The following is a 23,087-nucleotide window of genomic DNA, read 5'->3' as shown; positions in this document are numbered from 1 at the left end:
GAAGATATGCACGGGAAAGGATACAATGTCATGGGAGATGGAGGGAGAAGATACGCTCCCTCTGGATGAAGCACATTTGGAGGAGGGATGCGAGAGAGTTGAACGCGACTGAAGGCGGCCCGCAAGCCCCTTACGGGCATCAGCAGCAAGGATAAAGGAGGCTACTCCCCCGCAACGCCTCCCTTTGGAAAACAAAAGACCCCTGGCGCGAAAACTCGCCGGGGGCCTTGGCATCAAAAACGAAAGGACAGCCTACAGGTTGGCGGCGTACCAGTCGCCGGCCAGACGCAGGCCGGTGCGCACGTCGAACTGGGGCTCATAGCCCAGCAGGGTGCGGGCACGGGTGATGTCGGCCAGGGAGTGGCGCACGTCACCGGCACGGAAGTCGCGGTGCGTGGCCGTGGCCGTGGCGGCTTCGGGCATGTGGCGCACCACTTCCTCACGGATGAGGTCGAACAGTTCGTTCAGGGTCGTGCGCTGGCCAAAGGCCACGTTGTAGACCTTGTTGCGGGCTTCGTCCGTGGCGAAGCTGGCCAGCAGGTTGGCCTGCACCACGTTGTCGATGTAGCAGAAGTCGCGGCTGGTCTCGCCGTCGCCGTTGACGAAGACGGTCTCTTTCTTCAGCAGGCTGGCGAACCACTGGGGGATGACGGCGGCGTAGGCGCCGTAGGGATCCTGACGCCGGCCGAAGACGTTGAAGTAGCGCAGGCCCACGGTGGTGAAACCGTAGCAGCGGGCGAAGACGTCGGCGTAGAGCTCGTCCACATACTTGGTCACGGCGTAGGGCGACAGGGGGTTGCCGATCTTGTCTTCCACCTTGGGCAGCTCGGGGGAATCGCCGTAGGTGGAGGAGGACGCGGCGTAGACGAAGCTCTTCACGCCCGCATCGCGCGCGGCCACCAGCATGTTGAGGTAGCCGGTGATGTTGCAGCTGTTGGACAGGATGGGATCGTCGATGGAGCGCGGCACGGAACCCAGGGCGGCTTCATGCAGCACATGATCCACACCTTCGCAGGCCTTGCGGCAGGTATCCAGATCGCGGATGTCGCCTTCGATGAAGGTGAAGCGGCTCCAGGCTTCGGGGCCCACCAGGGCTTCCACCATGTCCAGGTTCTTCTGGTAACCGGTGAGGAAGTTGTCCAGACCCACCACGGTCTGCCCCATCTTGAGCAGATGTTCCAGCAGGTTGGAGCCGATGAAACCGGCAACGCCGGTCACCAGCCAGGTGGAGGGTTCGGCACGCATTTTTTCGCACAGTTGGGTATAGGCGCTCATATTGCCTTCCTTATCAGAGGTCGTGGTTGCCCGCCGGGAGGCCGCGAAAACGGGAGGACCCGCCTTCGCGGCACAGACGGCGTGCTTTCCTTGTACGCTGTGCCGACGCCGCTGTCAAAAGACGGCCCCCCTGCCCCGGCAGGAGCTTTTTTGCCGCATCCTGCCGGAATCGCGTTTTTTTGTTCACATCCTGTCCCCGCCCGCAGGGCCCCTTTGCCTCTTTTCAGCGGCAAGGGATGCTGGTATAGCCCGTGAAGAGCCCACCAAACAGGGGGCCGGCCGCACCCGGCCGACACGTCTCCCCTTTCCGGTCCGGCCAGGCGGGGACGGTCTTTGCCCCGCAGGACAGACAGCGCCCCATCACGGAGCGTACCCGCCGGACAGGTGGGCAAAGGATATGCCGTGAAAATACTCATCCTGGGCAATCAGGCCCGTTCCACTTCCAATTTCTGGACCGTCCTCATGCGCCGCATGCGTGCCGCCGGGCATGAGGTCCTTTGCGCCGTGCCCGCGGGCGACGACGCTGCCGAGGCCGCCATCCGCGCCATCGGCGAAGAAGATCCCGCCTTCCGGAAAGGCCCGGCCGTGCGCCTGTGCCATTATCCCCTGGACCGCAAGGGCCTCAATCCCCTGCGCGACATGGCCACCATGCACGCCCTGTACCGCCTGTTCAGGCAGGAAAAGCCGGACCTGCTCTTCGCCACCACCATCAAGCCCGTCATCTACGGCTGCATGGCGGCGCGTCTGGCGCGGGTGCCGCACATCTACGCCACCATCACCGGCCTGGGCTACGCCTTCGAGGCGGACAACTTCTTCAAGAAATGCGTCAACCGCCTGAGCATCGGCCTGTACCACTGCGCCCTTGCCGGGGCCGAAGGCGTGTTTTTCCAGAACCGCGACGACGCGGAGCTGTTCCGCAAGGTCGGCATCCTGCGCCGCAGCGCGCGCGTGCTCATGGCGCGCGGCACCGGTGTGGACATCCGCCGCTTTGCCGAAGCGCCCCTGCCGCCCCTGCCCGCCGAAGGCTGCGCCCCCGAAGAACGGGAGATCATCTTCCTGCTGGTGGGCCGCCTGCTGGAGGCCAAGGGCCTGCCCGAATACGCCGCCGCGGCCAGGGAACTGAAAACGCAGTACCCCGCCGCCCGCTTCCAGCTGCTGGGCCCGCCGGAACAGGGCCTGGGCAGCGTGGATCTGGCCCAGGTGCGCCGCTGGCAGGACGAAGGCAGCATCGAATACCTGGGCGAGACCCGCGACGTGCGCCCCTATGTGGAGGCCTGCCACGCGCTGGTGCTGCCTTCGTGGCGTGAAGGCACGCCCACGTCCATCATGGAAGGCATGAGCATGGGCCGCGCCGCCGTGGTCACGGATGTGCCCGGCTGCCGCGAGGTGGTGGAAGACGGCGTCAACGGCTGCATCTGCGCCGCCCATGATCCGCGGGCGCTGGCCGCCGCCATGCGCCGCCTGCTGGACGAACCCGGACTGCTGGTCCGCATGGGGGCCGCCGGCCGGGATCTGGCCTGCCGCGAATTCGATGCCGAAGTCGTGGCCGAGAAGATCCTGGTCGACATGCGCGTGCCCCGCGCGGCCGGATAAACAAGCAACCATGCGGGCCCGTGGCGGCCCGCTCCTGTCCCGGCCCCGCCGGGACGACGGTGTCTCGCGGTCACAGGGACAGCCCGTCCGCCGCAGGCGGCCCACGGGCCTGTCCCGTCCACTGTACGAAAAAATGGAGAAACTATGATCAGCCGTTACCGCATGGCATTGATGCAGGTGGTGGACCTGTGCTGCATCCTGCTGGCCCTGGCCGTTTCGGGCATGGTGACCATCGCGCCCGACCTGAGCGTCTTTGACGACTACACCGGCGCCTCCCTGTTCACCATCTTCTTCTATCTGCTGTTCTTCTACATCCTCGATGCCTACAGCGTGGGCATGGAAGACTTCAAGGACACCCTGGGCCGCATCCTGGTGGCCTGCGTGCTGGGCATCATCAGCTCGGCCACGGCGTCCTTCGCCCTGGAGAACTGGCGCTTCGACCGCGTGACCGTGCTCCTGCTCTTCGCGCTCTCCTTCGTGTTCTGCCTGGGCTGGCGCTTCCTCTACTACCTCAATGCCGACAAGCTGACCCATCCCCTGCGCGTCCTGCTGGTGGGCGTGGACCGCGGCGGCAAGGTGCGCAAGCTGCTGGCCGAAGGCCTGCCCAAGGCCCGCATCCTGGGCTATGTGGGGGAAAAGGACCAGGATCCCGACGCCGGTGAGTGCTTTGGCCCGCCCTTCATGGCCCTGGAAGCCGCCAAGAAGCACGGCGCGACCATGATCGTGCTCCTGCCCGACGCCCCCATCGACGACGACATCGCCCATGACCTGCTGGAAGCCAAGCTGCACGGCGCCATGGTGGTGGACATCCGCACCTTCTACGAGCATGTGGTGCAGCGCCTGCCCCTTTCCCAGATCACCGAGGAATGGCTGCTGCAGACCGAAGGCTTTTCGCTCAACACCCGCGGCAGCCTGCGCCGCCTGAAGCGCGCCTTCGACCTGTTCCTGTCCCTGATGCTGCTCATCCCGGCCGCGCCCATCATGCTCATCACCGCCCTGCTGATCCGCCTGGAATCGCCGGGCCCGGTCATCTACCGTCAGGATCGTGTGGGCCTGTATGAAAAGGAATTCACGGTCTACAAGTTCCGCTCCATGCGTACCGACGCCGAAAAGAACGGCGCCGTCTGGGCCGCCGCCAATGACGCCCGCGTGACCCGCGTGGGCAAGTTCATCCGCAAGGTGCGCATCGACGAGCTGCCCCAGATCTGGAACATCATCAAGGGCGACATGAGCTTCATCGGTCCCCGTCCCGAACGCATGACCTTCGTGAAGCAGCTCAAGGAACACATCCCCTATTACAGCCTGCGCCATACCGTGAAGCCCGGCCTCACCGGCTGGGCCCAGGTCTGCTACCCCTACGGCGCCAATGAGGAAGATGCCCGCCACAAGCTGGAATACGACCTGTTCTATGTGAAGAACATCTCCATCCTGCTGGACATCCACATCATCTTCAAGACCGTGGGCGTGGTGCTCTTCCCCAAGGGCGCGCGCTAGGCCGGACATCCCGGTACACGCACGACGGGGCGGATCAGCCGGCTGATCCGCCCCGTTTTTTTCTTCCCGTCCGGATGCAGAGGGGCCCAAAGACGGCCCTGCGTAACTCAGGGATGCTCCTGCCCCGTGCGCTGCTGCCGTGCCTGACAGTACTGGCAGTTCTCGCCGTCGATGAGGCTCTTCAGGATGCCGCAGCCCCCTTCCCGGCTGCCGTCGCATTTGTGGTACAGGGATTCAAGATGCGCCCTGAGGTGCTCAAGATCCCGTATCTGCTGCTCCACCGCTTCGATATGCTTGTGGATGAGCGCATTGATCCAGTCACAGCTGCCCGTGGGATGGTCGCTGTACACCAGCAGGGTGCGGATCTCGTCCAGGCTCATGCCGTGCCGGCGGCAATGCCGGATGAAGCGCAGCCGCGCGATGTCCTCGTCCCCGTAAAGACGATAGTTCCGTTCCGTGCGTTCCGGGCGTTTCAGCAGCCCTTCCTTTTCGTAATAGCGGATGGTGACCACCTGACAGCCGGTCATCTTCGCCAGCTCGCCTATCTTCACTTTCATGCGCCTCCTCCGATCCGGCTTGTCCGGGGTATTCCCCCAGCTGCCGGAAAAATTTTTCCGCGGGCGTTCCTCCCCTCTTGACCCTATAGTGACTATAGGCCCTATGGTCTGTCTATAGCAAGAACGACCAGGGGACGCCGGACATCGGCATCCCCGCGGAGGAACGACCATGAGCAGTGAAACACTGTTTTTATGCCCCTGCGGTGCCCGGCACCCGCACGGCTTCGTATGTGACAAGGTACTTCATGCCACCCTGCCCGCCGGGCACGAACACCACGGCCACGAGCACGGCAGCCACAGCCATGACCACAGCCACGAGTGCTGCGGTCATGACCACGGACACGGCGACCACCCGCACGCCCATGCGGAAAGCTGCCATGCGCATGACCACGAAAGCTGCGACCACGACCATGCGCACGAGCACGGCTCCTGCTGCTGCGGCCATGACGCGCCCCAGGCCGTGGACTGGAGCACGCTGGCGGCCCCTTCCGCCACGCGCGCCGTATACCGCATCCTCAACATGGACTGCCCCATGGAAGAGGCGCTCATCAGGAAGAAGCTGGCCACTGTGCCCGGCATCACCGGCCTCACCTTCAACCTCATGCAGCGCGTGCTCACCGTGGAACATGAGCTCCCGTCCACCGCGTCCATCGAGGCGGCCCTGAAGGCCATCGACATGACGCCGGAGCCGCTGGATGCCGCCGAAGGCGCCACGGCCGTCTTTGCGGTGAGCGGCATGGACTGCCCCACGGAAGAACGCCTCATCCGCAAGGCCCTGGAGGGCCTGCCGGGCCTGCACGGCCTTGAGATCGACCTGATGCAGCGCCATGTGCGCGTACGGCACGAGCCCGCGGCCCTCCCGGCCATCACCGCCGCTCTGGAAGGACTGGACATGGGCGCCCGGCTGCTGGAAGGCACGACACAGGCGCACGATGCCATCCCGGCCCCCCGCATCCCCTGGAAGCGGCTGGCCGTGGCCGGCGGCTTTGCCGCCCTTTCCGAGATCCTGGAACTCATCCAGCACTGGGGGGCGCGTCCCTTCGGTCTCGACATGGCCTCCTGGAGCGTGGGCGGCTGGCCCGTGCTGACGCTCCTGCCCCTGTGCTGCGCCCTCATCGCCATCCTGCTGAGCGGCCTGACCACCTACCGCAAGGGCTGGCTGGCCGTCTCCAACCTCGACCTGAACATCAATGCCCTCATGTCCGTGGCCGTCACCGGGGCCGTGCTCATCGGGCAGTTCCCGGAAGCCGCCATGGTCATGGTGCTGTTCAATGTCTCGGAAGCCATCGAGGCCAAGGCCCTGGACAGGGCCCGCAACGCCATCAAGGACCTGCTGGCCCTGGCGCCCGATACGGCCACGGTGCTGCGAGAGGACGGCAGCTGGCAGGAAGCCGACATCCGCACGGTGGCCGTGGGCAGCCGTGTGCGCGTGCGCCCCGGCGAAAAGATCGCCCTGGACGGTCTGGTGCTGGACGGCCGTTCCCTGGTGGATCAGTCGCCCATCACCGGCGAGAGCATGCCGGTGGAAAAGCAGGCCGGGGACACGGTCTACGCCGGGACCCTCAATACCTCCGGCTCCTTTGAATTCCGGGTGACCGCCGCGGCCACGGACACCACGCTGGCCCGCATCATCCATGCCGTGGAAGAGGCCCAGGGCAGCCGCGCCCCCATGCAGCGCTTTGTGGATACCTTCGCGCGCTACTACACCCCGGCCGTCTTCCTGGTGGCCCTGCTGGCCGCCCTGGTGCCGCCCCTGTTCCTGGGCAGCGCCTGGACGGACGCCATCTATACCGCGCTGGTGATACTGGTCATCGGCTGCCCCTGCGCCCTGGTCATCTCCACGCCGGTGAGCATCGTCAGCGGCATGGCCGCCGCCACCCGCTACGGCATCCTCATCAAGGGCGGCATGTTCCTGGAACAGGGCAGACGCCTCGACTGCCTGGCCCTGGACAAGACCGGCACCCTCACCCACGGCAAGCCGCGCCAGACCGACTGCCTTTGCACGGGGCAGGAAGATGAAGCGGCCGTCCGTTCGCTGGCGGCCAGTCTGGCGGCCCGCTCCGACCATCCCGTTTCCGGGGCCATCGCCCAGGCCGCCCTGGCGGACCACATCCCCCTGCAGGACGTGGACGACTTCACGGCCCTGCCCGGTCAGGGCGTCAGCGGCATCATGGCCGGCCGGCGCTGGTATCTGGGCAACCGCGCCCTTGCGGCATCGCTGGGCCGGTACCCGGCAGCCCTCGACGAACGGATCTCCCGGCTGGAGCAGCAGGGCAAGACCGTGGTCGCACTCGTGGGCGACGACGGCATCCGGGCCCTGTTCGCCGTGGCCGATACGCTCAAGGCAAGCAGTCTGGAAGCTGTCAGGGAACTGAAGGCACTGGGCGTGACCACGGTCATGCTCACCGGAGACAACGAACACACGGCAGCGGCCATCGCCCGTCAGGTGGGCGTGGACAGCTTCAAGGCCGGTCTGCTCCCGGCGGACAAGCTCGCCGTCATCGAGGAACTGGAAGCCCGGGGACACAAGGTGGGCATGGTGGGCGACGGCATCAACGACGCCCCGGCGCTGGCCCGGGCCGACGTCGGTTTCGCCATGGCCGGCAACGGCACGGACACCGCCATCGAGACCGCCGACGTGGCGCTCATGGACGACGACCTGCGCAAGATCCCCCGCTTCATCCGCCTGTCCCGGGCCACCTTTGCCATCCTGGTGCAGAACATCACGCTGGCGCTGGGCGTCAAGGCGCTGTTCTTCGCCCTGACTTTCACCGGCCACGCCACCATGTGGATGGCCGTCTTCGCCGACGTGGGCACGGCCCTGCTGGTGGTGGCCAACGGCCTGCGGGCCATGCGGCAATAGAGATGCCCGGATGCGGCAGCTGCAGCCCCGGCTTCATGGGACTCTGCACTTGTCTGTGAGGCCCCGCTGCTTCCCATCCCCTGAATGACAGACCGGGACAGTCCCTGAGGGACTGTCCCGGTCTTTTTTTATCCATACGGCACCCGGATGCCCGTTTTCCCTGCACGGTCAGAACAACTGCCCGCCGGTCATGGGCAAATGCGCCCTGCGGCTGAGGCCCGTCGGCACCGGAACATGGCCTTCCCGCAGCGTATGGGAACGCCGCGCACGCCACAGGGCCGGAGGCCTCACTGCCGCCGCTTGAACAGTTTCTCCAGCGCCACGGCATCCCAGCGCAGGATGCTGGGGCGGCCGTGGGGGCAGTATTCCCGCTCCGGCGTATGCAGCCACTGGCGCAGCAGGGCTGCGGCCTCGTCATCGGCCAGACGCTGCCCGGCCTTGATGGCGCCCTTGCAGGACAGGGAAATGAACATGGCGCGAATGTCGTCCTTGCGACCGGCCAGCACCTCGCGCAGGAATTCCCCGGCCTCGCTGCGGGACAGAGAGGGCGGGATGCCCCGGGCCAGCAGGCGGCCGCCGGAGCAGGAGACATCGAAGCCCATGCGCTCCAGATTGTCGCGTACTTCCAGAAAGCGCTCTTCTTCCACCGGCTGCAGGGCCAGCTCCAGCGGCAGGGCCAGGCACTGGGCCGTGCCCGCGAAGGCCCCCTTGCGCAAACGTTCGTAGAGCACGCGCTCGTGCGCCGCGTGCTGGTCCAGCAGCATCAGGGCGCCGGAAGCATCGCGCAGGACAAGGTAGGTCTCGGCCACCTGGCCCAGATAGGTCAGGCCGCCCACCACCAGCTCATGCCGTCCGGCGACGCTTTCGTCCGTCACGGCAGTACCGGGGCCGCAGGCGGCATCCCCGGTTCCCGGCAGGCCCTCCGGCCCGCCCGTCTCCGGCACAGGAAAGCTTTCCGCTGTGGTCCCGTCCGAGCCTTCACGGCCCGTCACGGTCGTCACATGGTCGGGCGGCATGGCCATGCGGGCCGTCTGCCGGGCGCTCTCGAAAAATTCCTGTCTGTCGGCGGACAAACGTCCCGTCCCTTCCGCATCCTCCGCAAAGGACGCGGCCGAAAACGCCGAAGGAGGCACGGCTTCCCGCAGGCCCGCAGGGGCCGTCCGCCCGGAGGCGAAGGCCGCCGCACTGCCGGAAGATGACGGCATGGACGGGGCATCCGCCACGGCTCCCGTGCCCGTCATGGACTCAGGGGCCGTGCCGTCGTCCGCATCGGGCCGCCGCACCTGCCACTGGCCTTCGTCTTCCCGCGTCTCGTCCTCCGCATGCCGCATCAGGGGCGCGGCATCGGCACTGCCCCAAAAGCCCTGCGGGCGCGGGGGCAGGTCGTCCCACAGGCGGGACTGCGCCGCCACCGGACGGGCATCGTCGGCTTCGCGGGCCGCATCCAGCACGCTTTCCACGTCGCTGACCAGGGCCCCCTGCACGGCATGAAGCACGGCGGAAAAGACCGAGGACTCGTCCCGGAAACGGACCTCGCTCTTGGCCGGATGCACGTTGACGTCCACCATGTCGGGCGGCATATCCACAAAGAGCACCACCTGCGGATAGTCCCGGCTGGTGATGCGCCCCTTGTAGGCCTCGCGCACGGCAGCCAGCAGGCGCTTGTCGCTGACGCTGCGGCCGTTGACGTACAGCAGGATGCGGTCCCCGCGCTGCTGGCTCACCGACGGCAGGGCCGCCAGCCCCCGGGCCCGGATGCCGTGGCGTTCGGCATCGAACGGCCGCAGGGCCTCCACCACCAGACGCGGCCACAGCAGGGCCAGGCGGTCGCGCAGGCTCTGCCCGGGCAAAAAGCGCAGGGCCTCGCGTTCCCCGGCCCTGAGAGTGAAGCCCACGTCGCAGCGGGCCAGCGCCAGACGCACCAGCCAGTCCTGGGCCCGTTTGAGCTCCGTGGCCGGGGTCTTCAAAAACTTGAGCCGTGCGGGTATATTGGTGAACAGATCGCGCACTTCCACGATGGTGCCCCGATGCAGGGCCGAAGGCTCCACCGCCAGCAGGCGGCCAAATTCCACCACGATGCGGCTGGCCTCCGTCCCGCCGTCGGCTCCGGTCACGGCGGATTCCATGCTGAAGCGGGCCACCGAGGCGATGCTCGGCAGGGCCTCGCCACGGAAGCCGTAGGACGCGATATGCTCAAGATCGTCCATGCTGGCGATCTTGCTGGTGGCGTGACGGGTCACGGCCAGTTCCAGCTCGCCGGGGGCGATGCCCGCGCCGTCGTCCTGCACGCGGATGCAGCTCTGGCCGCCGTTCTCCAAAAACACGTCCACGCGCGTGGCGCCGGCATCCAGGCTGTTTTCCACCAGTTCCTTGACCACACTGGCCGGGCGCTCCACCACCTCGCCGGCGGCGATCTGATTGCGCAACTCAGGCGGTAACAAACGAATATGACGAGATACTCCAGACATGCGGCCACTCTATCCGGCCGCCAGATGCAAGGCAAGCGCGCCCTCCGGCGCCCCCTCAACCGCAGACGCCCCCTGCTGCACGGCAGCCGCTCCCTGAGCGCGCGGCAAGAGGCCCCCCATACGGTCAACGTGCCCGTGCTGCCGCAGCCGGAAGCCTTCGACCCCGACATGCTCTATGTGGAGTGCGGCCATTGCGGCGCGCCCATCGTCTGGGAAAAGGGGCGCACCCGCCGCCTGCTGGCGGCCGTGGGCATCGACCCGCTGGAACTGGATGCCAGCTGCGTGCTGATCACCGATTCCTGCCCCCTGTGCGGCGGCAAGGGCCGCTACACCATCCAGATCTACCGCATCAGCGCGGCCCGCAGCGCCCGCCACGTGTTCTACGCGGGCAATGCCTGATCCTTTCCCGCAGACCCAAAACAGGGCGCCCGTCTCCTTCAGGAGGCGGGCGCCCTGTTTTTTATATTTCCGAACCTGCCGGACATCTTCCCCAAAAATCCGCACAGCCCCTAACTATCCTCGCGCCGGCCTTTCTGACCGCCCCACTGGCTGAGCAGCACCCCGGCCACCACCATCACCGAGGCCATGTACTGGCCGGGCAAGAAGACCTCGCGCAGCAGGATGACGCCGCTGGCCAGGGTCAGGATGGGGATAAGGTTGGTGTAGGCGGCGGCACCGGCGGCGGAAAGACGGCTGACCCCCACGTTGTACAGGCCGTAGCCCCCCAGCGAGACCACCCCGCCCAGATAGACCACGCTGGCCCAGGGGGCCCAGTCCGGCACTTCCACATGCAGCAGCACGGGCGTGTAGTCCAGGGGCGCCAGCGCCAGCAGCCCGGCAAAAAAGCTCATGCCCACGAAGGACTGCACGGCCGTGATCTGCAAGGGCGAATAGGCGGCGGAAAGACGCCGGGCCAGCACGGTATACAGGGCGGCGCAGACCATGGCCAGCCCCTCGAAGAAATTGCCCAGCACGGGCGCCGTGGCGGTCTCGTCCACGGCCGACTGCAGGGAAAGCCAGACCACCCCGGCCACGGCCAGGGCAAAGCCTATCCAGCCGCGCAGGCTGACCCGCTCGCCCAGCAGGCGCCAGGCCACCACGGCGGTGATGAGCGGCAGCAGCGAGATGATCATGCCCGCCTGCGAGGCCGTGGTCAGGCACAGGGCGCGGGTCTCCAGCAAAAAGTAGCAGCAGGGCTCGGCAAAGGCCATGAGCAGGAGCCAGCGCCACTGTCCCTTGCGGCGCAGGTCGCGCAGCAGCCCGCCCCACAGCGGCAGGAACAGCAATGTGGCCACGCCCATGCGCCCGGCCATGACCGTGAACGGATCCAGCGCGCTGAGCGCGATGCGCAGGGCCACATAGGACGTGCTCCAGAAAACCATGGCCAGCAGCAGGGCCAGATGCGGCCAGATGCGAACCCACATGACGATATCTCCTCCTCGGTAGCCGGGGCCGGAGGCGCGGCCGGTCCGGGCCTCCGTGCGTCGCAGCAGCATGCCAAAGCCGGGGCAAAAGGTCGAGCGAAAGAGCAGCCCGTCCGCACACATACCGCAGGGTGCCGCCCCGGCACGGCGGCCCGCCCTGCCGCCCCGTACCGTGCACAAAAGTCCCCCACACCTTGCTTGCCCAGCCGTACGATAGAGCGTATTGCAAAGTTCCGGGCTGCCTCTGCCCGGTACTTTTCCATGAAACATGAGGAGATGCCATGAGCATGCGTCTTTCCCGTTCCATCGTGGGCGAAGCCGAGGCCGAAGCCGTCCGGCGCGTCATCGTCGAAGACGGTTATCTGGGCATGGGACACGAGACCTGCCTGTTCGAACAGGAACTGGCCGCCTATCTGGGCGTGGCGCCCGAACAGGTGGTGACCACCAACACGGGCACCGCCGCCCTGACCCTGGCCGTGGACGCCATCGCCCCGCGCGATGCCGCCCGCAAGCCGCAGATCCTGGTGCCGTCCCTGACCTTCGTGGCCTCCTTCCAGGCCATCGAGGCCGCCGGTTGCGAGCCCGTGGCCTGTGACGTGCTGGCCGAGACCGGCACCATCGACCTCAAGGACGCCGCCCGCCGCATCACGCCCGACACGCTGGCCATCATGCCCGTCCACTACGCCAGCAACCCCTGGCACCTGGACGAGGTCCATGCCTTCGCCAAAGAACACGGCCTGCGCGTCATCGAAGACGCCGCCCATGCCTTCGGCTGCCTGCACCACGGCCGCAAGATCGGCAGCTTCGGGGACGTGGTCTGTTTCAGCTTTGACGGCATCAAGAACATCACCTCCGGCGAAGGCGGCTGCGCCGTCTTCTTCAATGCCACGGAAGCCGGCTATGCCGCCGACGCCCGCCTGCTCTCCGTGGAAGGCGACACCCGATCCCGCTTTGCCGGTACCCGCACCTGGGACCCGGACGTGAAGCGCATCGGCTGGCGCTTCCACATGAGCAACATCATGGCCGCCATCGGCCGCGTGCAGCTCTCGCGTCTGGACGGGGAATTCATCCCGGCCCGCCGCGCCCTGGGCGACATCTACCGGCAGCGTCTGGCGGGGCTGGACGGCCTGCGCCTCCTGCAGGCCGACCCGCAGGACTTCGTAGTGCCGCACATCGTCTGCGTGCGCGTGCTCAACGGCCGCAAGGACGAGCTCAAGGCCGCCCTCACCGCCGCGGGCATCCCTGTGGGCGTCCACTACAAGCCCAATCATCTGCTGAGCCTGTTCCGTCCCGCTCCGGGCTCCCTGCCCCTGCCCGTGACGGAGCAGCTTTACGGCGAACTGGTGACCCTGCCCATGCATCCCGGCCTGAGCGCCGCCGATGTGGAACACATCTGCGACGTCATCACGGCAACCCTGGCCTGACCTTTCCCGATAACGGAGCCGCCGCAGGCGGCTCCGCCCGTCCGGCCCCTGCCGGTACGGGGCCATACCCGGCGCATGCCACCCGAACATGCCATGACGATACTGTCCGAGACCACGGCCTTTGCCCGCAGCCTGCTGTCCCGTTCCCTGCTCCGTTTCGGCATGGTGGGCAGCAGCGCCACCCTCTGCTATCTCTGGGCGGGCCATCTGCTCGTCAGCTGGGCCCGCTGGCCCGCCCCGGCGGCCCATGGCCTTGCCGGGCTGCTGGCCCTGCTGGCCGCCTATGCCGGGCACTGTTTCTGGACGTTCGGCATCAGGGGCGGCGACCACGCCCGCATGCTGCCCCGCTTCGTCCTGGTGCAGGGCGCGGGCCTCTGGCTGGGCGACCTGTTCGCCCGGGGGCTCGGCTGGTGCGGCGTCCCCCACGGTCTGGCCCTGCCTGCCGCCTCCCTGGCGTCCCCTCTCTTCCTCTATCTGCTGTGCCGTCTCTGGGTCTTCCGGCCCGTACGCTCCATGAACCTGTCGTCCCCGTCATCGCGAGGTACATCCATGCATCATGTCCCCATGCCCGAGGCCCCCGTGGTCTCCGTCATCATGAACTGCCTGAACAGCTCCGAACATCTGCAGGAGACCCTGGACAGCCTGGCCGCCCAGACCTTCACCGATTTCGAGGTCATCTTCTGGGACAACGGCTCCACGGACAGCAGCCCGCAGATAGCCCGGGGCCATGCCGGGCTGGCCGGCCGCCTGCGCTATTTTCGCGGCGAAGAGACCGTGCCCCTGGGCGCGGCCCGCAATCTGGCCATCGCCCGGAGCCGGGGCCGCTATGTGGCCTTTCTGGACTGCGACGACCTGTGGCGGCCCGAAAAGCTGGCCCGTCAGGTGGCCTGCTTCGAAGCCGATCCGCATGTGGGCCTGGTCAGCACCGATACCGAGATCTTCGACGGCAAACATGTGCTGAAGCGCCTGTTCGCCGAGTCCCGCCCCCAGCGCGGCAAGGCCTTTGCCGCCCTCATGGAACGGCAGTGGATCTCCATGTCCTCGGCCATGCTCTCCCGCGCGGCCCTGGACAGCGTGGTCTGCCCGCCCGCCCGTGAGGGAGGCGCGCCGGTCTGGTTCGACGAGAGCCTCAACGTTTGCGAGGAGGCCGATATCTTCTACCGCGTGGCCCATGACTGGGAACTGGATCATGTGGACGCGCCCCTGACCCTGTGGCGGGTGCACGGCAACAACACCACCTTCCGCAAGTTCGGCCAGTTCGCGGACGAGACCCTGTACATCCTGGAAAAGCACCGCCGCCTCTGGCCCGGCTATGATGCGGCGCATCCCGGGCTCGTCAGCCTGCTGACGCGCCGCGCCGCCTTCCAGAAGGCCGTGAGCCTGTGGCGCGAAGGGCGCGGCAGCGAGGCCCGCGCCGTCATCCGGCCCTGGCGTGACGGCTCGCGCAAATACCGCCTGTTCTGGTGGGCCAGCTATCTGCCCGGGGCCTGCTTCGACCTGGCCGCGCGTCTGTATTTTGCCCTGCCCTCCGTGATCCGCCGCCGCTAGGGGATATTGGATACATCAAGACCACCCGCACGGCGGGTGGTCTTTCGTTTCGGGCCGTGGCGCCGACAGGCTGATTTGTGGACTTTCGTCCGGGGCTCCGGACGGCGGACTGCAAGCCTTCCCGTATGGCGGCTGGGATATTTCAGGCGGCGGCGTTTCGTCTGTGGACCGATATATCGGGGAAAGGATAGAGGCGCGCGGGCTTCGAGAAGACCGCAGCCGTGGGGCATCCGCTGTCGGACACGGCGGCAGGATGCCGCCCCCGGCGTGGAGGAATCAAGAAGGCAGACCCCCGGTCCTTTGTGGAGACACTTCCCTGGAGAAAGCGCGCGAGGGGCACGGACAGCGCGGCAGGCAGGGATACTTCCTCCTCAGGGCTCTTTGGTTCAGGCCTCGAAGACCAGGCTTTCGAACCAGAAGAGCAGTGCCTGCGGATCACGCCAGCTGCCTGCGGGCAGACCGGCCTTGCGGCAGAGATGTTCCAGATATTGCCCCAGATCCCAGCCCTGTTCCACGGGCACCTGCGGCAGGAAGACGCCCTGGCGCATGCCCAGGCGCAGCAGCAGGCCGTGACGGCCGATGACGATCCGCGCCGGGTCCGGGCAAGGGCTCAGGGGGCCCAGCACGGAGATGTTCAGGTGGCAGTGCGGCCATTCCGCCGCATCCAGGGCAGGGAAGCGGGGATCCTCGAAGGCGGCGGCACGGGCCATGCGCCAGACGTTCTGCCAGAGCGGCTCCCGGCCCACCATGTTGCCGATGCAGCCCCGCAGGTCGCCGTCCTTGTTCAGGGTCACGAAGGAGCCCAGGGACTGGGCCAGCGTCCCTCCGGCCAGCGCGGACGGCAGGGGCGGCGGGACGTCCTCCCGGCCCTCAAGGGCCGTGGTGATGCTGTCCCGGGCCAGCCGGGAGAGCCATTGCCGTTCTTCGTCATTGAGGGAAAAGGTGACGCCCATGACAGACCTCCGTAACGGGCGCGCAGGAAGTGCGCGATCCCGAGGGGCTCGCGGCCGCCTGATGCCCGCACGGGAAGCTGTGAAGGGCGGCAGGTCGCGGCATATGGCCGCAGTGTAGGCGGGGCGGGCGGAGGATTCAAGCCGGCGGGATGTGATGCGGGCGCAGGAGGGCGGCATGGGGAGGAGGGACCGCTCAGCCCGGTACATAAGGACGTTCTCCCTGCGCGCGTACGGGGGCCGCTCAGCCCGGTGACTGGCAGTACAAGAGCGCTGCCCGGCGCAGGCAGGAGGCGGAGGGACTGGCGCAGGCCCTTGCCCAGCCCTGCCGCCGCCGGAAAGCGGGACGGGAAACACCGGGGGCGCTGTCGCCGCAGACCGCCGGGGACGATACGCGGGGCAGGGCCCCTTGCCTTCGCCGGACAGGCGTTGCATCCGTGCGGAAAACGGAAATGCCGCGATGGCTCGCGGCATTTCTGTGGGGTAAGGCAGAGCACATGCTCCTGAACGGTATTTGGCGGCATACCGTATGATATTTGCGTCCGTCGCGGTCCCGACTGCGTGGGGTGCGGACTGTTGCCGGTGCGGGAGGCACGACCGCCCGGCAGTCGCTTAATCTTCGCCCTCGGTATGGGCCTGTTTGCCGGCCCCCTTGAGGCCGTACATGGTGGTGGAACCGGAAGACCAGAATTCCAGCACTTCCTCATTCACCAGCCTGGTGAGGATCTTCTTCACTTCGCGGGGGCCCTTGTCGGGGAACAGGTCCGTGAAGTCCTTGAAGTAGAATTTGGACTTGGAAGCGGACTTGCCCTTCAGGAATTCGACGATGATGTCTTTTTCGTCAGCCATGTTTTTTCTCCTGGCCCCGGCGACACTGCGGCGCGCCGCCGGGGCGTTTTCAAGACCGGCCTAGAACTTGAACTGGGTGCTCTGGCGCCAGGTGTAGTACGCCGGGTCGCGGAAGTCGTCGATCAGGTGGTGGGTGAACTTCAGGCCGGTCAGCTTGAAGAAGCTTTCCCAGCCGATGCGTTCGGCCCAGTCGCCCAGACGTTCGTACTTGTTGGCGTTGGCAGCATAGACTTCGACGATGTGCTTCACCGTCTTGGTCAGGGTGGGCCAGCGCGGCGGCTCGTTGGGGATGTAGCCCACGACCACCTTGGAGAACTTGGGCATGCTGATGCGGTTGGACACCTTGCCGCCCACCATGATGGCGATGCCGTCGCCTTCGTGGTCGGCGATGGGCAGGGCGGGGCACATGGTGTAGCAGTTGCCGCAGTACATGCAGCGGTCCTGCTTGATGGCGATGGAGTTCACCTTCTGGCCGTTGTGTTCCACCTTGGTGGGACGGACGGCAGCGGTGGGACAGGCGGCCACGGCCAGCGGGATCTCGCACAGCTGGTCGGCCCATTCGTGGTCGATCATGGGCGGTTTGCGGTGGATGCCCACCAGGCCGATGTCGGAGCAGTGCACGGCGCCGCACATGTTGATGCAGCAGGCCAGGGAGATGCGCACGGGCGCGGGCAGGCGCATGTTCTTGAAGTCCTCGAACATGGCGTCCATGACGCATTTCACGGGGCCGGAAGCGTCGGTGGCGGGGGTGTGGCAGTGCACCCAGCCTTGGGTGTGCACCATGTTGCTGACACCGGCACCGGTGCCGCCCACGGGGAACTTGAAGGAGCCGCCGTCGAACTTGCGGCTGTTGAGCTCGTCGCGCAGGGCCTTCATGGTGTCTTCGTCTTCCACCATGAACTCGATGTTGCTGCGGGTGGTCCAGCGCAGGTAGCCGCCGCAGTACTTGTCGGCGATGTCGCACAGCTCGCGGATGTGGGTGATGGACATGGTGCGGGTGCCGCCCACGCGGACGGTGTACACCTTGTCGCCGCCCTCGGCCACGTGCATCAGCACGCCGGGCTCGAGGATCTCGTGATACAGCCACTTGCCGAAATTCTTTTTGATGACCGGCGGGAAGAACTCATCGTACTTGCGGGGACCGATATCGGTGATGCGCCCTTCCATGGGCTTGGCCGGATTGTAGCCGGAAGAAATAAAAGCCATGGTCTTTCTCCCTTACACTAGCGTTGATGGCGTTTGCGGAATTCGGCCAGGTCGCGGTTCCAGCCGCCGGGCACTTCCTCTTCCTTGAAGAAGATGTACGGGTTGGAGCGGGGAGCCGTGACGTGGTACGGAGCGGCCTCGGTGTCGGTGACTTCGAGCAGCTTCTGGAAGGAAAGACGCTTCATGGTCTCGCCCACGCGTTCGCGGTTCTTGCCTTCTTCCATCCACCAGTCCCAAATCTTTTCGATGACTTCCTTGATTTCATCGTAGGGAGCTTCACAGGAGATGAAGGGCACCAGCAGCGAACCCATCTGGGCGCCGTCCACCACGGGGGCCTTGGCGCCCACCAGGATGCTGGCGCCGCGTTCGTCACCGATGTGCAGGGCGCGGGGCATGGTGTTGATGCAGTGCATGCAGCGCACGCAGTCGGCGGTCTTGATGGACAGCTTGCTGCCGTCCCAGCTCATGCACTTGGAGGGGCAGCGGTCCACCACTTCGGCCTGGATGTCGAACTTGCCCCAGTCACGACCGGCGTGAGCACCGGCGTTGGGCTTGAATTCGCCGCCCACGTAGGCTTTCACGGCATCCTGGTCGATCTTAATGTCGTCCTTCCAGGTACCCACCACAGCGAAGTCGGAACGGGCCATGGCGCACACGCAGCCGTTGGGGCAGCCGTCGAACTTGAACTTGAACTTGTAGGGGAAGGCGGGACGGTGCAGTTCGTCCTGGTAGTCCTGAGTCAGCTGGTAGCACATGTCCTGGGTGTTGTAGCAGGCATATTCGCAGCGGGACTGGCCGAGACAGGCTTCGGGGGTGCGCAGGTTGGAGCCGGAACCGCCGAGGTCGTTGTGCAGCTTGTGGGTCAGATCGTGGAAGATCTCTTCCAGCTGCGGGGTCTGGGTGCCCAGGAGCACGATGTCACCGGTGGAACCGTGCATGTTGGTGATGCCGGAACCGCGCAGGTCCCAGATGTCGCACAGGTCGCGCAGGAATTTGGTGTTGTAGTACTTGGCAGCGGGCTGGGCCACACGCATGGTGTGGAAGTGGGCCACGCCGGGGAATTTTTCTGGCTGGTCGCAGTAACGGCCGATGACGCCGCCGCCGTAACCGAACACGCCCACGATGCCGCCGTGCTTCCAGTGGGTCTCCTTTTCTTCGTAGGAAAGTTCCAGGACGCCCAGCAGGTCTTCGGGGGCATCAGCGGGGATCTGATAGTCGAGTCCTTTGGGATTGGCCGCACGGGCGGCGGCTTCCTGTTTGATGTCGGATACAAAGCTCGGCCAGGGGCCGCTTTCGAGCTGGTCCAGCAGGGGAGTTGCATGTTTCGGCATTGCCATACCTCCATGAGTGCATATTTCAACGAAAAATCGTTGAATATTTTACCAAATGCTGAAAAATGGCGCATCCTCGGGGGTAAAGATGGCCTTTCCAGCCACGGTATGGCTTCTTGGTAACAAAAAATCGTTGCTTTTGGCAATAGAAAAAGAGGAATTTTCGTTTTTAGACAGCAAAATTTATGCTCGCGGTGTTATTTTAACGGAAAATCGTTGAAAAGGGGAGGGGTAAAGGGCGCGGGGCTCCGGCACGGTCAGGACCGTGCGAAGATGCGCCGCCATCCTGCGGTGTTGGAGTGGGCATGGCAGGACGGGCCGGGCCGTGAGGGCTGGCGCGGGCCGGGTTCCCCGGCGCGGCGTGCCTTCCGGCCCGGATCAGGCATCCTGTTTGCGGAGGCCGAACTTCTTGATGCGGGAGCAGAGCGTGGTGGGGCTGATGCCCAGCAGGGCCGCGGCCCCGTCCTCACCATAGATCTTGCCGTGGCACCGTTGCAGGGCATTGGCGATATTGGTCCGCTCCAGGGCCTGCATCTCCGCCTCGGTAAAGACGATGGCGTTGTCGTCGGCAGGCAGGACGGGCCGGGGCGCGGCAGAGGGAGGGGACGGCGGCAGGGCCTCCAGGTACAGGAGACCGTCCGTGCTGCCTGCGGCCGCGCGCAGGAGGCATTCCTGCAGTTCGCGGACATTGCCGGGCCAGGCATAGGCCTGCAGGCGTCCCGGAGCGTCGTCGGCAAAGGCCAGTTCCGGCCGCTGCAGGTGGGCCCGGTCATGTTCCAGAAAGGCCTGGGCCAGCGGCAGGATGTCTTCCGGGCGCTCACGCAGGGGAGCGATGCGGATGGGGAAGGCATTGAGGCGGTAATAGAGGTCTTCGCGGAAAAGCCCCGCGCGCACCAGCTCGTAGAGGTCGCGGCTGGTGGCGGCCACAAGGCGCACGCTAAGCCGGTGTCCGCTGTCCTCGCCGCCGCGGTGGAACTCCTTGTCCTGCAGGACGCGCAGGAGCCTGGCCTGCAGAGGCAGGGGGAGCTCGTCCACGGCATCCAGGAAGAGCGTCCCGCCCGAGGCGGCCTCCAGAAAGCCCATGCGGGCCGCATGGCCGAAGAACTCGTCTTCGAAGCTGTCGGGCGCGATGGCGGCACAGTTGACCCGCACCAGCGGCCCGCCGGCCACGAAACTTTGCCGGTGCAGCTCGGCGGCCACGGCTTCCTTGCCGCTGCCGGCTTCGCCGGTGATGAGGACGGGCACGTCCGTACAAGCCACCTGCCGGATCTTTTCCTTCAGCGTGCGCATGCAGGGGCTGTCCCCTGTCAGCGCCAGGGCGGCCGGGGGAAGGGCATCGTTCTTCAGGTAGGCGTTCTCGATCTCCAGCTGCCGCTTCAGGCGGGTCAGCTCTTCAAAGGCCTGGGCATTGGCGATGGAGACCGCCAGATAGTCCGCGATCATGCGCAGGCGGTCCATGGCCTGGGCATCCTGCACTTCGCGGCTGAAGACCGCGAAGACCCCCAGCACGCGGCCGCGGTGCACCAGCGGCTGGCCCAGGAAGGTGCGGATGCCTTCCCGGCGTATCCAGTCGGGCGAGGTCACCCAGTCCATATCCGGGCGGACGGCATCCACATGATAGGCGGTGCCTGACTGGGCGATGAGCCCCACCTTGCCCAGCCCCAGGGAAAAACGGCTGTGCTCGCCATCCAGAGCGGTCCAGGCATGCCCGTCCACGCGGGAACGCCCGGTGCTGGCCGCCAGCCGCAGGCACTGGCGATGGTCGCGGCAATCGTAGAAATGGCGGCAGCTGGCGCAGAGGCTCGGCTCGGTCTGTTCCAGCAGCCAGATGCGGCACAGGGCCACGTCCTGCCGGGCGGCGAAGGTCTCCGCCACCAGACGGAAGATCTGGTCCAGCGACTGGCAGCGGGCCATCTCCAGAAGCAGGGCCCGGATCTGCCCCATGTCCTGTTCGGGGGCCGGGGTTCCGGCAGGCAGGTCCGCTGTGGCTCCGGTGCGGGGAAAAGCTGGATGGTGGTCGTGCATGGTCTCTCCGTCTGATGGCTGCTGTATCCAGAGCTGATGGGAGCGCTAAGGCGCTCTCGTGCTCTTTGCGCCCGGCCAAATAGTGGTGGCCAGGATCGTTTGGGCGTGTCGCAGCCCCAGACTAATGGTGACGGCAGGCTTTTTCAACGAAAAATAGTTGGAGCGGCGACGATGCCGTCCCGTGGTCGTGGGGGCGCTCCTTCATGGCCAGAGGTGAGAGGGACGAATCTCTCTGTCCGGGCGGAGCTTCGCCGCCCGACATCGGGCGTAAGGCGTACTGTCCCGGAAAAAGGCGGCCGGTGCTCCCCGATGTCATGACTGGGAAGGATATGCCGCAGAAGAGGCGTGTGATGCCGGAACGGTCGCAAGGAAGGCTGGAAAGAAGAGTGGGGAGGGATGCGCGTTGAGAGGCTACAGGCGCCGGTAGGGAGCGTGTCGCGGGGATGGAAGGACGCTGCCGGAAGCTGGAGATGCCGCAGGCCCCGGAAATTTTTACAAGGACAAAAACAAGAAACGCCACAACAGAGGTTGTGGCATTTCTTGAGAAAGGAGTCGAAGCTCCAATGGCCTTTGTAAACGCACAGACGTTGCAGTCGGGGCGTTCAAAAGCCGAAGGCAAAAAGACTAGTCTTCGCCTTCGGTGTGGGCCTGCTTGCCAGCGCCCTTCAGGCCGTACATGGTGGTGGAGCCGGAAGACCAGAATTCCAGAACTTCTTCGTTCACCAGCTTGGTGAGGATCTTCTTCACTTCGCGGGGGCCCTTTTCGGGGAACAGGTCCGTGAAGTCCTTGAAGTAGAACTTGGACTTGGAGGAGGACTTGCTCTTCAGGAATTCGACAACAACGTCTTTTTCGTCAGCCATTTTTTTTCTCCTGAACCCGGCGGCGCCGGAAAGCGCCGCCGGGGTATTTTCAAGCTCGGCTTAGAACTTGAACTGGGTGCTCTGACGCCAGGTGTAGTAAGCCGGATCGCGGAAGTCGTCGATCAGGTGGTGGGTGAACTGCAGGCCGGTCAGCTTGAAGAAGCTTTCCCAACCGATGCGCTCGGCCCAGTCGCCCAGACGTTCGTACTTGTTGGCGTTGGCGGCGTAGACTTCGACGATGTGCTTCACCGTCTTGGTCAGGCTGGGCCAACGGGGAGGTTCGTTGGGGATGTAACCCACGACGACCTTGGAGAACTTGGGCATGCTGATGCGGTTGGACACCTTGCCGCCCACCATGATGGCGATACCGTCGCCTTCGTGGTCGGCGATGGGCAGGGCGGGGCACATGGTGTAGCAGTTACCGCAGTACATGCAGCGGTCTTCCTTGATGGCGATGGAGTTCACCTTCTGACCGTTGTGTTCAACCTTGGTGGGACGAACGGCAGCGGTGGGGCAGGCGGCCACGGCCAGAGGAATTTCGCACAGCTGGTCAGCCCATTCGTGGTCGATCATGGGCGGTTTGCGGTGGATACCCACCAGACCGATGTCGGAGCAGTGCACGGCGCCGCACATGTTGATGCAGCAGGCCAAGGCGATGCGCACAGGAGCGGGCAGACGCATGTCCTTGAAGTCATCAAAGATGGCGTCCATCACGCACTTCACCGGGCCGGAGGCGTCGGTGGCGGGGGTGTGGCAGTGCACCCAGCCCTGGGTGTGCACCATGTTGCTGATACCAGCGCCGGTGCCGCCCACGGGGAACTTGAAGGAACCGCCGTCGAACTTGCGGCTGTTCAGGTCGTCGCGCAGGGCCTTCATGGTTTCTTCGTCTTCCACCATGAATTCGATGTTGTTACGAGTGGTCCAGCGCAGGTAACCGCCGCAGTACTTGTCGGCGATGTCGCACAGTTCGCGGATGTGGGTGATGGACATGGTGCGGGTGCCGCCCACGCGGACGGTGTACACCTTGTCGCCGCCTTCGGCCACGTGCATCAGCACGCCGGGCTCAAGAATTTCGTGGTACAGCCACTTGCCGAAATTCTTTTTGATGACCGGCGGGAAGTATTCGTCGTACTTGTGGGGGCCGATGTCGGTAATGCGGCCTTCCATCGGTTTGGCGGGATTGTACCCGGAAGAAATAAAAGCCATGTTCTTCTCCCCC

General features: G+C 65.7%; 17 protein-coding genes. 6 read left to right on the top strand and 11 right to left on the bottom strand.

Annotated features, from left to right (window positions below; all coding sequences use genetic code 11):
* Positions 1-252: 252 nt before the first annotated feature.
* Entirely contained in the window at positions 253-1,275 is a 1,023-nt protein-coding gene (locus ACQRCJ_RS02850; RefSeq protein ID WP_297138122.1) for an NAD-dependent epimerase/dehydratase family protein, read from the bottom strand.
* 402 nt (positions 1,276-1,677) lie between these two features.
* Between ACQRCJ_RS02850 and ACQRCJ_RS02845 the strand changes: the two genes are divergently transcribed.
* Entirely contained in the window at positions 1,678-2,868 is a 1,191-nt protein-coding gene (locus tag ACQRCJ_RS02845; RefSeq protein ID WP_427799332.1) for a glycosyltransferase family 4 protein, read from the top strand.
* Positions 2,869-3,012: 144 nt separating this feature from the next.
* Positions 3,013-4,362, top strand: coding sequence for a sugar transferase (locus tag ACQRCJ_RS02840; RefSeq protein ID WP_168935323.1), 1,350 nt, complete (start codon positions 3,013-3,015; stop codon positions 4,360-4,362).
* Positions 4,363-4,469: 107 nt separating this feature from the next.
* Here the strand turns inward: ACQRCJ_RS02840 and ACQRCJ_RS02835 are convergent, their stop codons facing one another.
* A complete protein-coding gene (locus tag ACQRCJ_RS02835) occupies positions 4,470-4,919 on the bottom strand; it encodes a Cd(II)/Pb(II)-responsive transcriptional regulator (RefSeq protein WP_303933802.1) in 450 nt (149 codons plus the stop codon).
* A 169-nt stretch (positions 4,920-5,088) separates the two neighbouring features.
* Between ACQRCJ_RS02835 and ACQRCJ_RS02830 the strand changes: the two genes are divergently transcribed.
* Positions 5,089-7,782: a heavy metal translocating P-type ATPase gene (locus ACQRCJ_RS02830; protein ID WP_303994971.1), complete on the top strand. Its 2,694-nt coding sequence runs from the start codon at positions 5,089-5,091 to the stop codon at positions 7,780-7,782.
* A 287-nt stretch (positions 7,783-8,069) separates the two neighbouring features.
* Here ACQRCJ_RS02830 and mutL read toward each other — a convergent pair whose 3' ends face one another.
* Positions 8,070-10,250: a DNA mismatch repair endonuclease MutL gene (gene mutL, locus ACQRCJ_RS02825; RefSeq protein WP_427799331.1), complete on the bottom strand. Its 2,181-nt coding sequence runs from the start codon at positions 10,248-10,250 to the stop codon at positions 8,070-8,072.
* A gap of 24 nt (positions 10,251-10,274) precedes the next feature.
* Between mutL and ACQRCJ_RS02820 the strand changes: the two genes are divergently transcribed.
* Entirely contained in the window at positions 10,275-10,649 is a 375-nt protein-coding gene (locus tag ACQRCJ_RS02820; protein WP_239463824.1) for a hypothetical protein, read from the top strand.
* A 110-nt stretch (positions 10,650-10,759) separates the two neighbouring features.
* On the opposite strand, the gene ACQRCJ_RS02815 is transcribed toward ACQRCJ_RS02820, so the two are convergent.
* A complete protein-coding gene (locus tag ACQRCJ_RS02815; protein ID WP_239463823.1) occupies positions 10,760-11,674 on the bottom strand; it encodes a DMT family transporter in 915 nt (304 codons plus the stop codon).
* 281 nt (positions 11,675-11,955) lie between these two features.
* On the opposite strand from ACQRCJ_RS02815, the gene ACQRCJ_RS02810 reads away from it, so the two are divergent.
* Together ACQRCJ_RS02810 and ACQRCJ_RS02805 are read left to right on the top strand one after the other, a co-directional pair.
* On the top strand, positions 11,956-13,098 hold the full coding sequence (locus ACQRCJ_RS02810) for a DegT/DnrJ/EryC1/StrS family aminotransferase (RefSeq protein ID WP_168935319.1): 1,143 nt from the start codon (positions 11,956-11,958) through the stop codon (positions 13,096-13,098).
* Between the two features lie 93 nt (positions 13,099-13,191).
* Positions 13,192-14,646 (top strand): glycosyltransferase, encoded by a 1,455-nt coding sequence (locus ACQRCJ_RS02805; RefSeq protein WP_303933798.1) that lies wholly within the window; start codon positions 13,192-13,194, stop codon positions 14,644-14,646.
* Positions 14,647-15,032: 386 nt separating this feature from the next.
* On the opposite strand, the gene amrA is transcribed toward ACQRCJ_RS02805, so the two are convergent.
* The 7 genes from amrA to dsrB (ACQRCJ_RS02770) all read right to left on the bottom strand — a co-directional run bounded on the left by amrA (position 15,033) and on the right by dsrB (ACQRCJ_RS02770) (position 23,074).
* Positions 15,033-15,599 (bottom strand): AmmeMemoRadiSam system protein A, encoded by a 567-nt coding sequence (gene amrA / locus ACQRCJ_RS02800; protein ID WP_303994964.1) that lies wholly within the window; start codon positions 15,597-15,599, stop codon positions 15,033-15,035.
* A gap of 609 nt (positions 15,600-16,208) precedes the next feature.
* Positions 16,209-16,445: a dissimilatory sulfite reductase D family protein gene (locus ACQRCJ_RS02795; RefSeq protein WP_168935316.1), complete on the bottom strand. Its 237-nt coding sequence runs from the start codon at positions 16,443-16,445 to the stop codon at positions 16,209-16,211.
* 60 nt (positions 16,446-16,505) lie between these two features.
* A complete protein-coding gene (gene dsrB / locus ACQRCJ_RS02790) occupies positions 16,506-17,651 on the bottom strand; it encodes a dissimilatory-type sulfite reductase subunit beta (RefSeq protein WP_168935315.1) in 1,146 nt (381 codons plus the stop codon).
* A 17-nt stretch (positions 17,652-17,668) separates the two neighbouring features.
* On the bottom strand, positions 17,669-18,982 hold the full coding sequence (dsrA, locus tag ACQRCJ_RS02785; RefSeq protein ID WP_168935314.1) for a dissimilatory-type sulfite reductase subunit alpha: 1,314 nt from the start codon (positions 18,980-18,982) through the stop codon (positions 17,669-17,671).
* Positions 18,983-19,360: 378 nt separating this feature from the next.
* The gene (locus ACQRCJ_RS02780; RefSeq protein ID WP_168935313.1) at positions 19,361-21,007 is read right to left on the bottom strand and encodes a sigma-54-dependent Fis family transcriptional regulator; all 1,647 of its coding nucleotides are present in this window, start codon (positions 21,005-21,007) and stop codon (positions 19,361-19,363) included.
* Positions 21,008-21,631: 624 nt separating this feature from the next.
* The gene (locus ACQRCJ_RS02775; protein WP_168935312.1) at positions 21,632-21,868 is read right to left on the bottom strand and encodes a dissimilatory sulfite reductase D family protein; all 237 of its coding nucleotides are present in this window, start codon (positions 21,866-21,868) and stop codon (positions 21,632-21,634) included.
* Between the two features lie 60 nt (positions 21,869-21,928).
* Positions 21,929-23,074, bottom strand: a complete 1,146-nt coding sequence (gene dsrB, locus ACQRCJ_RS02770; RefSeq protein WP_168935311.1) for a dissimilatory-type sulfite reductase subunit beta — start codon at positions 23,072-23,074, stop codon at positions 21,929-21,931.
* Positions 23,075-23,087: the final 13 nt, after the last annotated feature.

Source organism: Desulfovibrio sp. SGI.102 (genome assembly GCF_050314315.1).
In the GTDB taxonomy this organism is placed as follows: Bacteria; Desulfobacterota; Desulfovibrionia; order Desulfovibrionales; family Desulfovibrionaceae; genus Desulfovibrio.
The sequence above is the reverse complement of the archived record's forward strand: the minus strand, read 5'-3'. Positions and strand labels throughout refer to the sequence as shown.

Excerpts from the sequence above, each read along its gene's own strand:
- ACQRCJ_RS02850 (WP_297138122.1), bottom strand. The coding sequence starts at position 1,275 with ATGAGCGCCTATACCCAACTGTGCGAAAAAATGCGTGCCGAACCCTCC.
- ACQRCJ_RS02840 (WP_168935323.1), top strand. The coding sequence starts at position 3,013 with ATGATCAGCCGTTACCGCATGGCATTGATGCAGGTGGTGGACCTGTGC.
- ACQRCJ_RS02835 (WP_303933802.1), bottom strand. The coding sequence starts at position 4,919 with ATGAAAGTGAAGATAGGCGAGCTGGCGAAGATGACCGGCTGTCAGGTG.
- ACQRCJ_RS02830 (WP_303994971.1), top strand. The coding sequence starts at position 5,089 with ATGAGCAGTGAAACACTGTTTTTATGCCCCTGCGGTGCCCGGCACCCG.
- mutL (WP_427799331.1), bottom strand. The coding sequence starts at position 10,250 with ATGTCTGGAGTATCTCGTCATATTCGTTTGTTACCGCCTGAGTTGCGC.
- ACQRCJ_RS02820 (WP_239463824.1), top strand. The coding sequence starts at position 10,275 with ATGCAAGGCAAGCGCGCCCTCCGGCGCCCCCTCAACCGCAGACGCCCC.
- ACQRCJ_RS02815 (WP_239463823.1), bottom strand. The coding sequence starts at position 11,674 with ATGTGGGTTCGCATCTGGCCGCATCTGGCCCTGCTGCTGGCCATGGTT.
- ACQRCJ_RS02810 (WP_168935319.1), top strand. The coding sequence starts at position 11,956 with ATGAGCATGCGTCTTTCCCGTTCCATCGTGGGCGAAGCCGAGGCCGAA.
- ACQRCJ_RS02805 (WP_303933798.1), top strand. The coding sequence starts at position 13,192 with ATGACGATACTGTCCGAGACCACGGCCTTTGCCCGCAGCCTGCTGTCC.
- amrA (WP_303994964.1), bottom strand. The coding sequence starts at position 15,599 with ATGGGCGTCACCTTTTCCCTCAATGACGAAGAACGGCAATGGCTCTCC.
- ACQRCJ_RS02795 (WP_168935316.1), bottom strand. The coding sequence starts at position 16,445 with ATGGCTGACGAAAAAGACATCATCGTCGAATTCCTGAAGGGCAAGTCC.
- dsrB (WP_168935315.1), bottom strand. The coding sequence starts at position 17,651 with ATGGCTTTTATTTCTTCCGGCTACAATCCGGCCAAGCCCATGGAAGGG.
- dsrA (WP_168935314.1), bottom strand. The coding sequence starts at position 18,982 with ATGCCGAAACATGCAACTCCCCTGCTGGACCAGCTCGAAAGCGGCCCC.
- ACQRCJ_RS02780 (WP_168935313.1), bottom strand. The coding sequence starts at position 21,007 with ATGCACGACCACCATCCAGCTTTTCCCCGCACCGGAGCCACAGCGGAC.
- ACQRCJ_RS02775 (WP_168935312.1), bottom strand. The coding sequence starts at position 21,868 with ATGGCTGACGAAAAAGACGTTGTTGTCGAATTCCTGAAGAGCAAGTCC.
- dsrB (WP_168935311.1), bottom strand. The coding sequence starts at position 23,074 with ATGGCTTTTATTTCTTCCGGGTACAATCCCGCCAAACCGATGGAAGGC.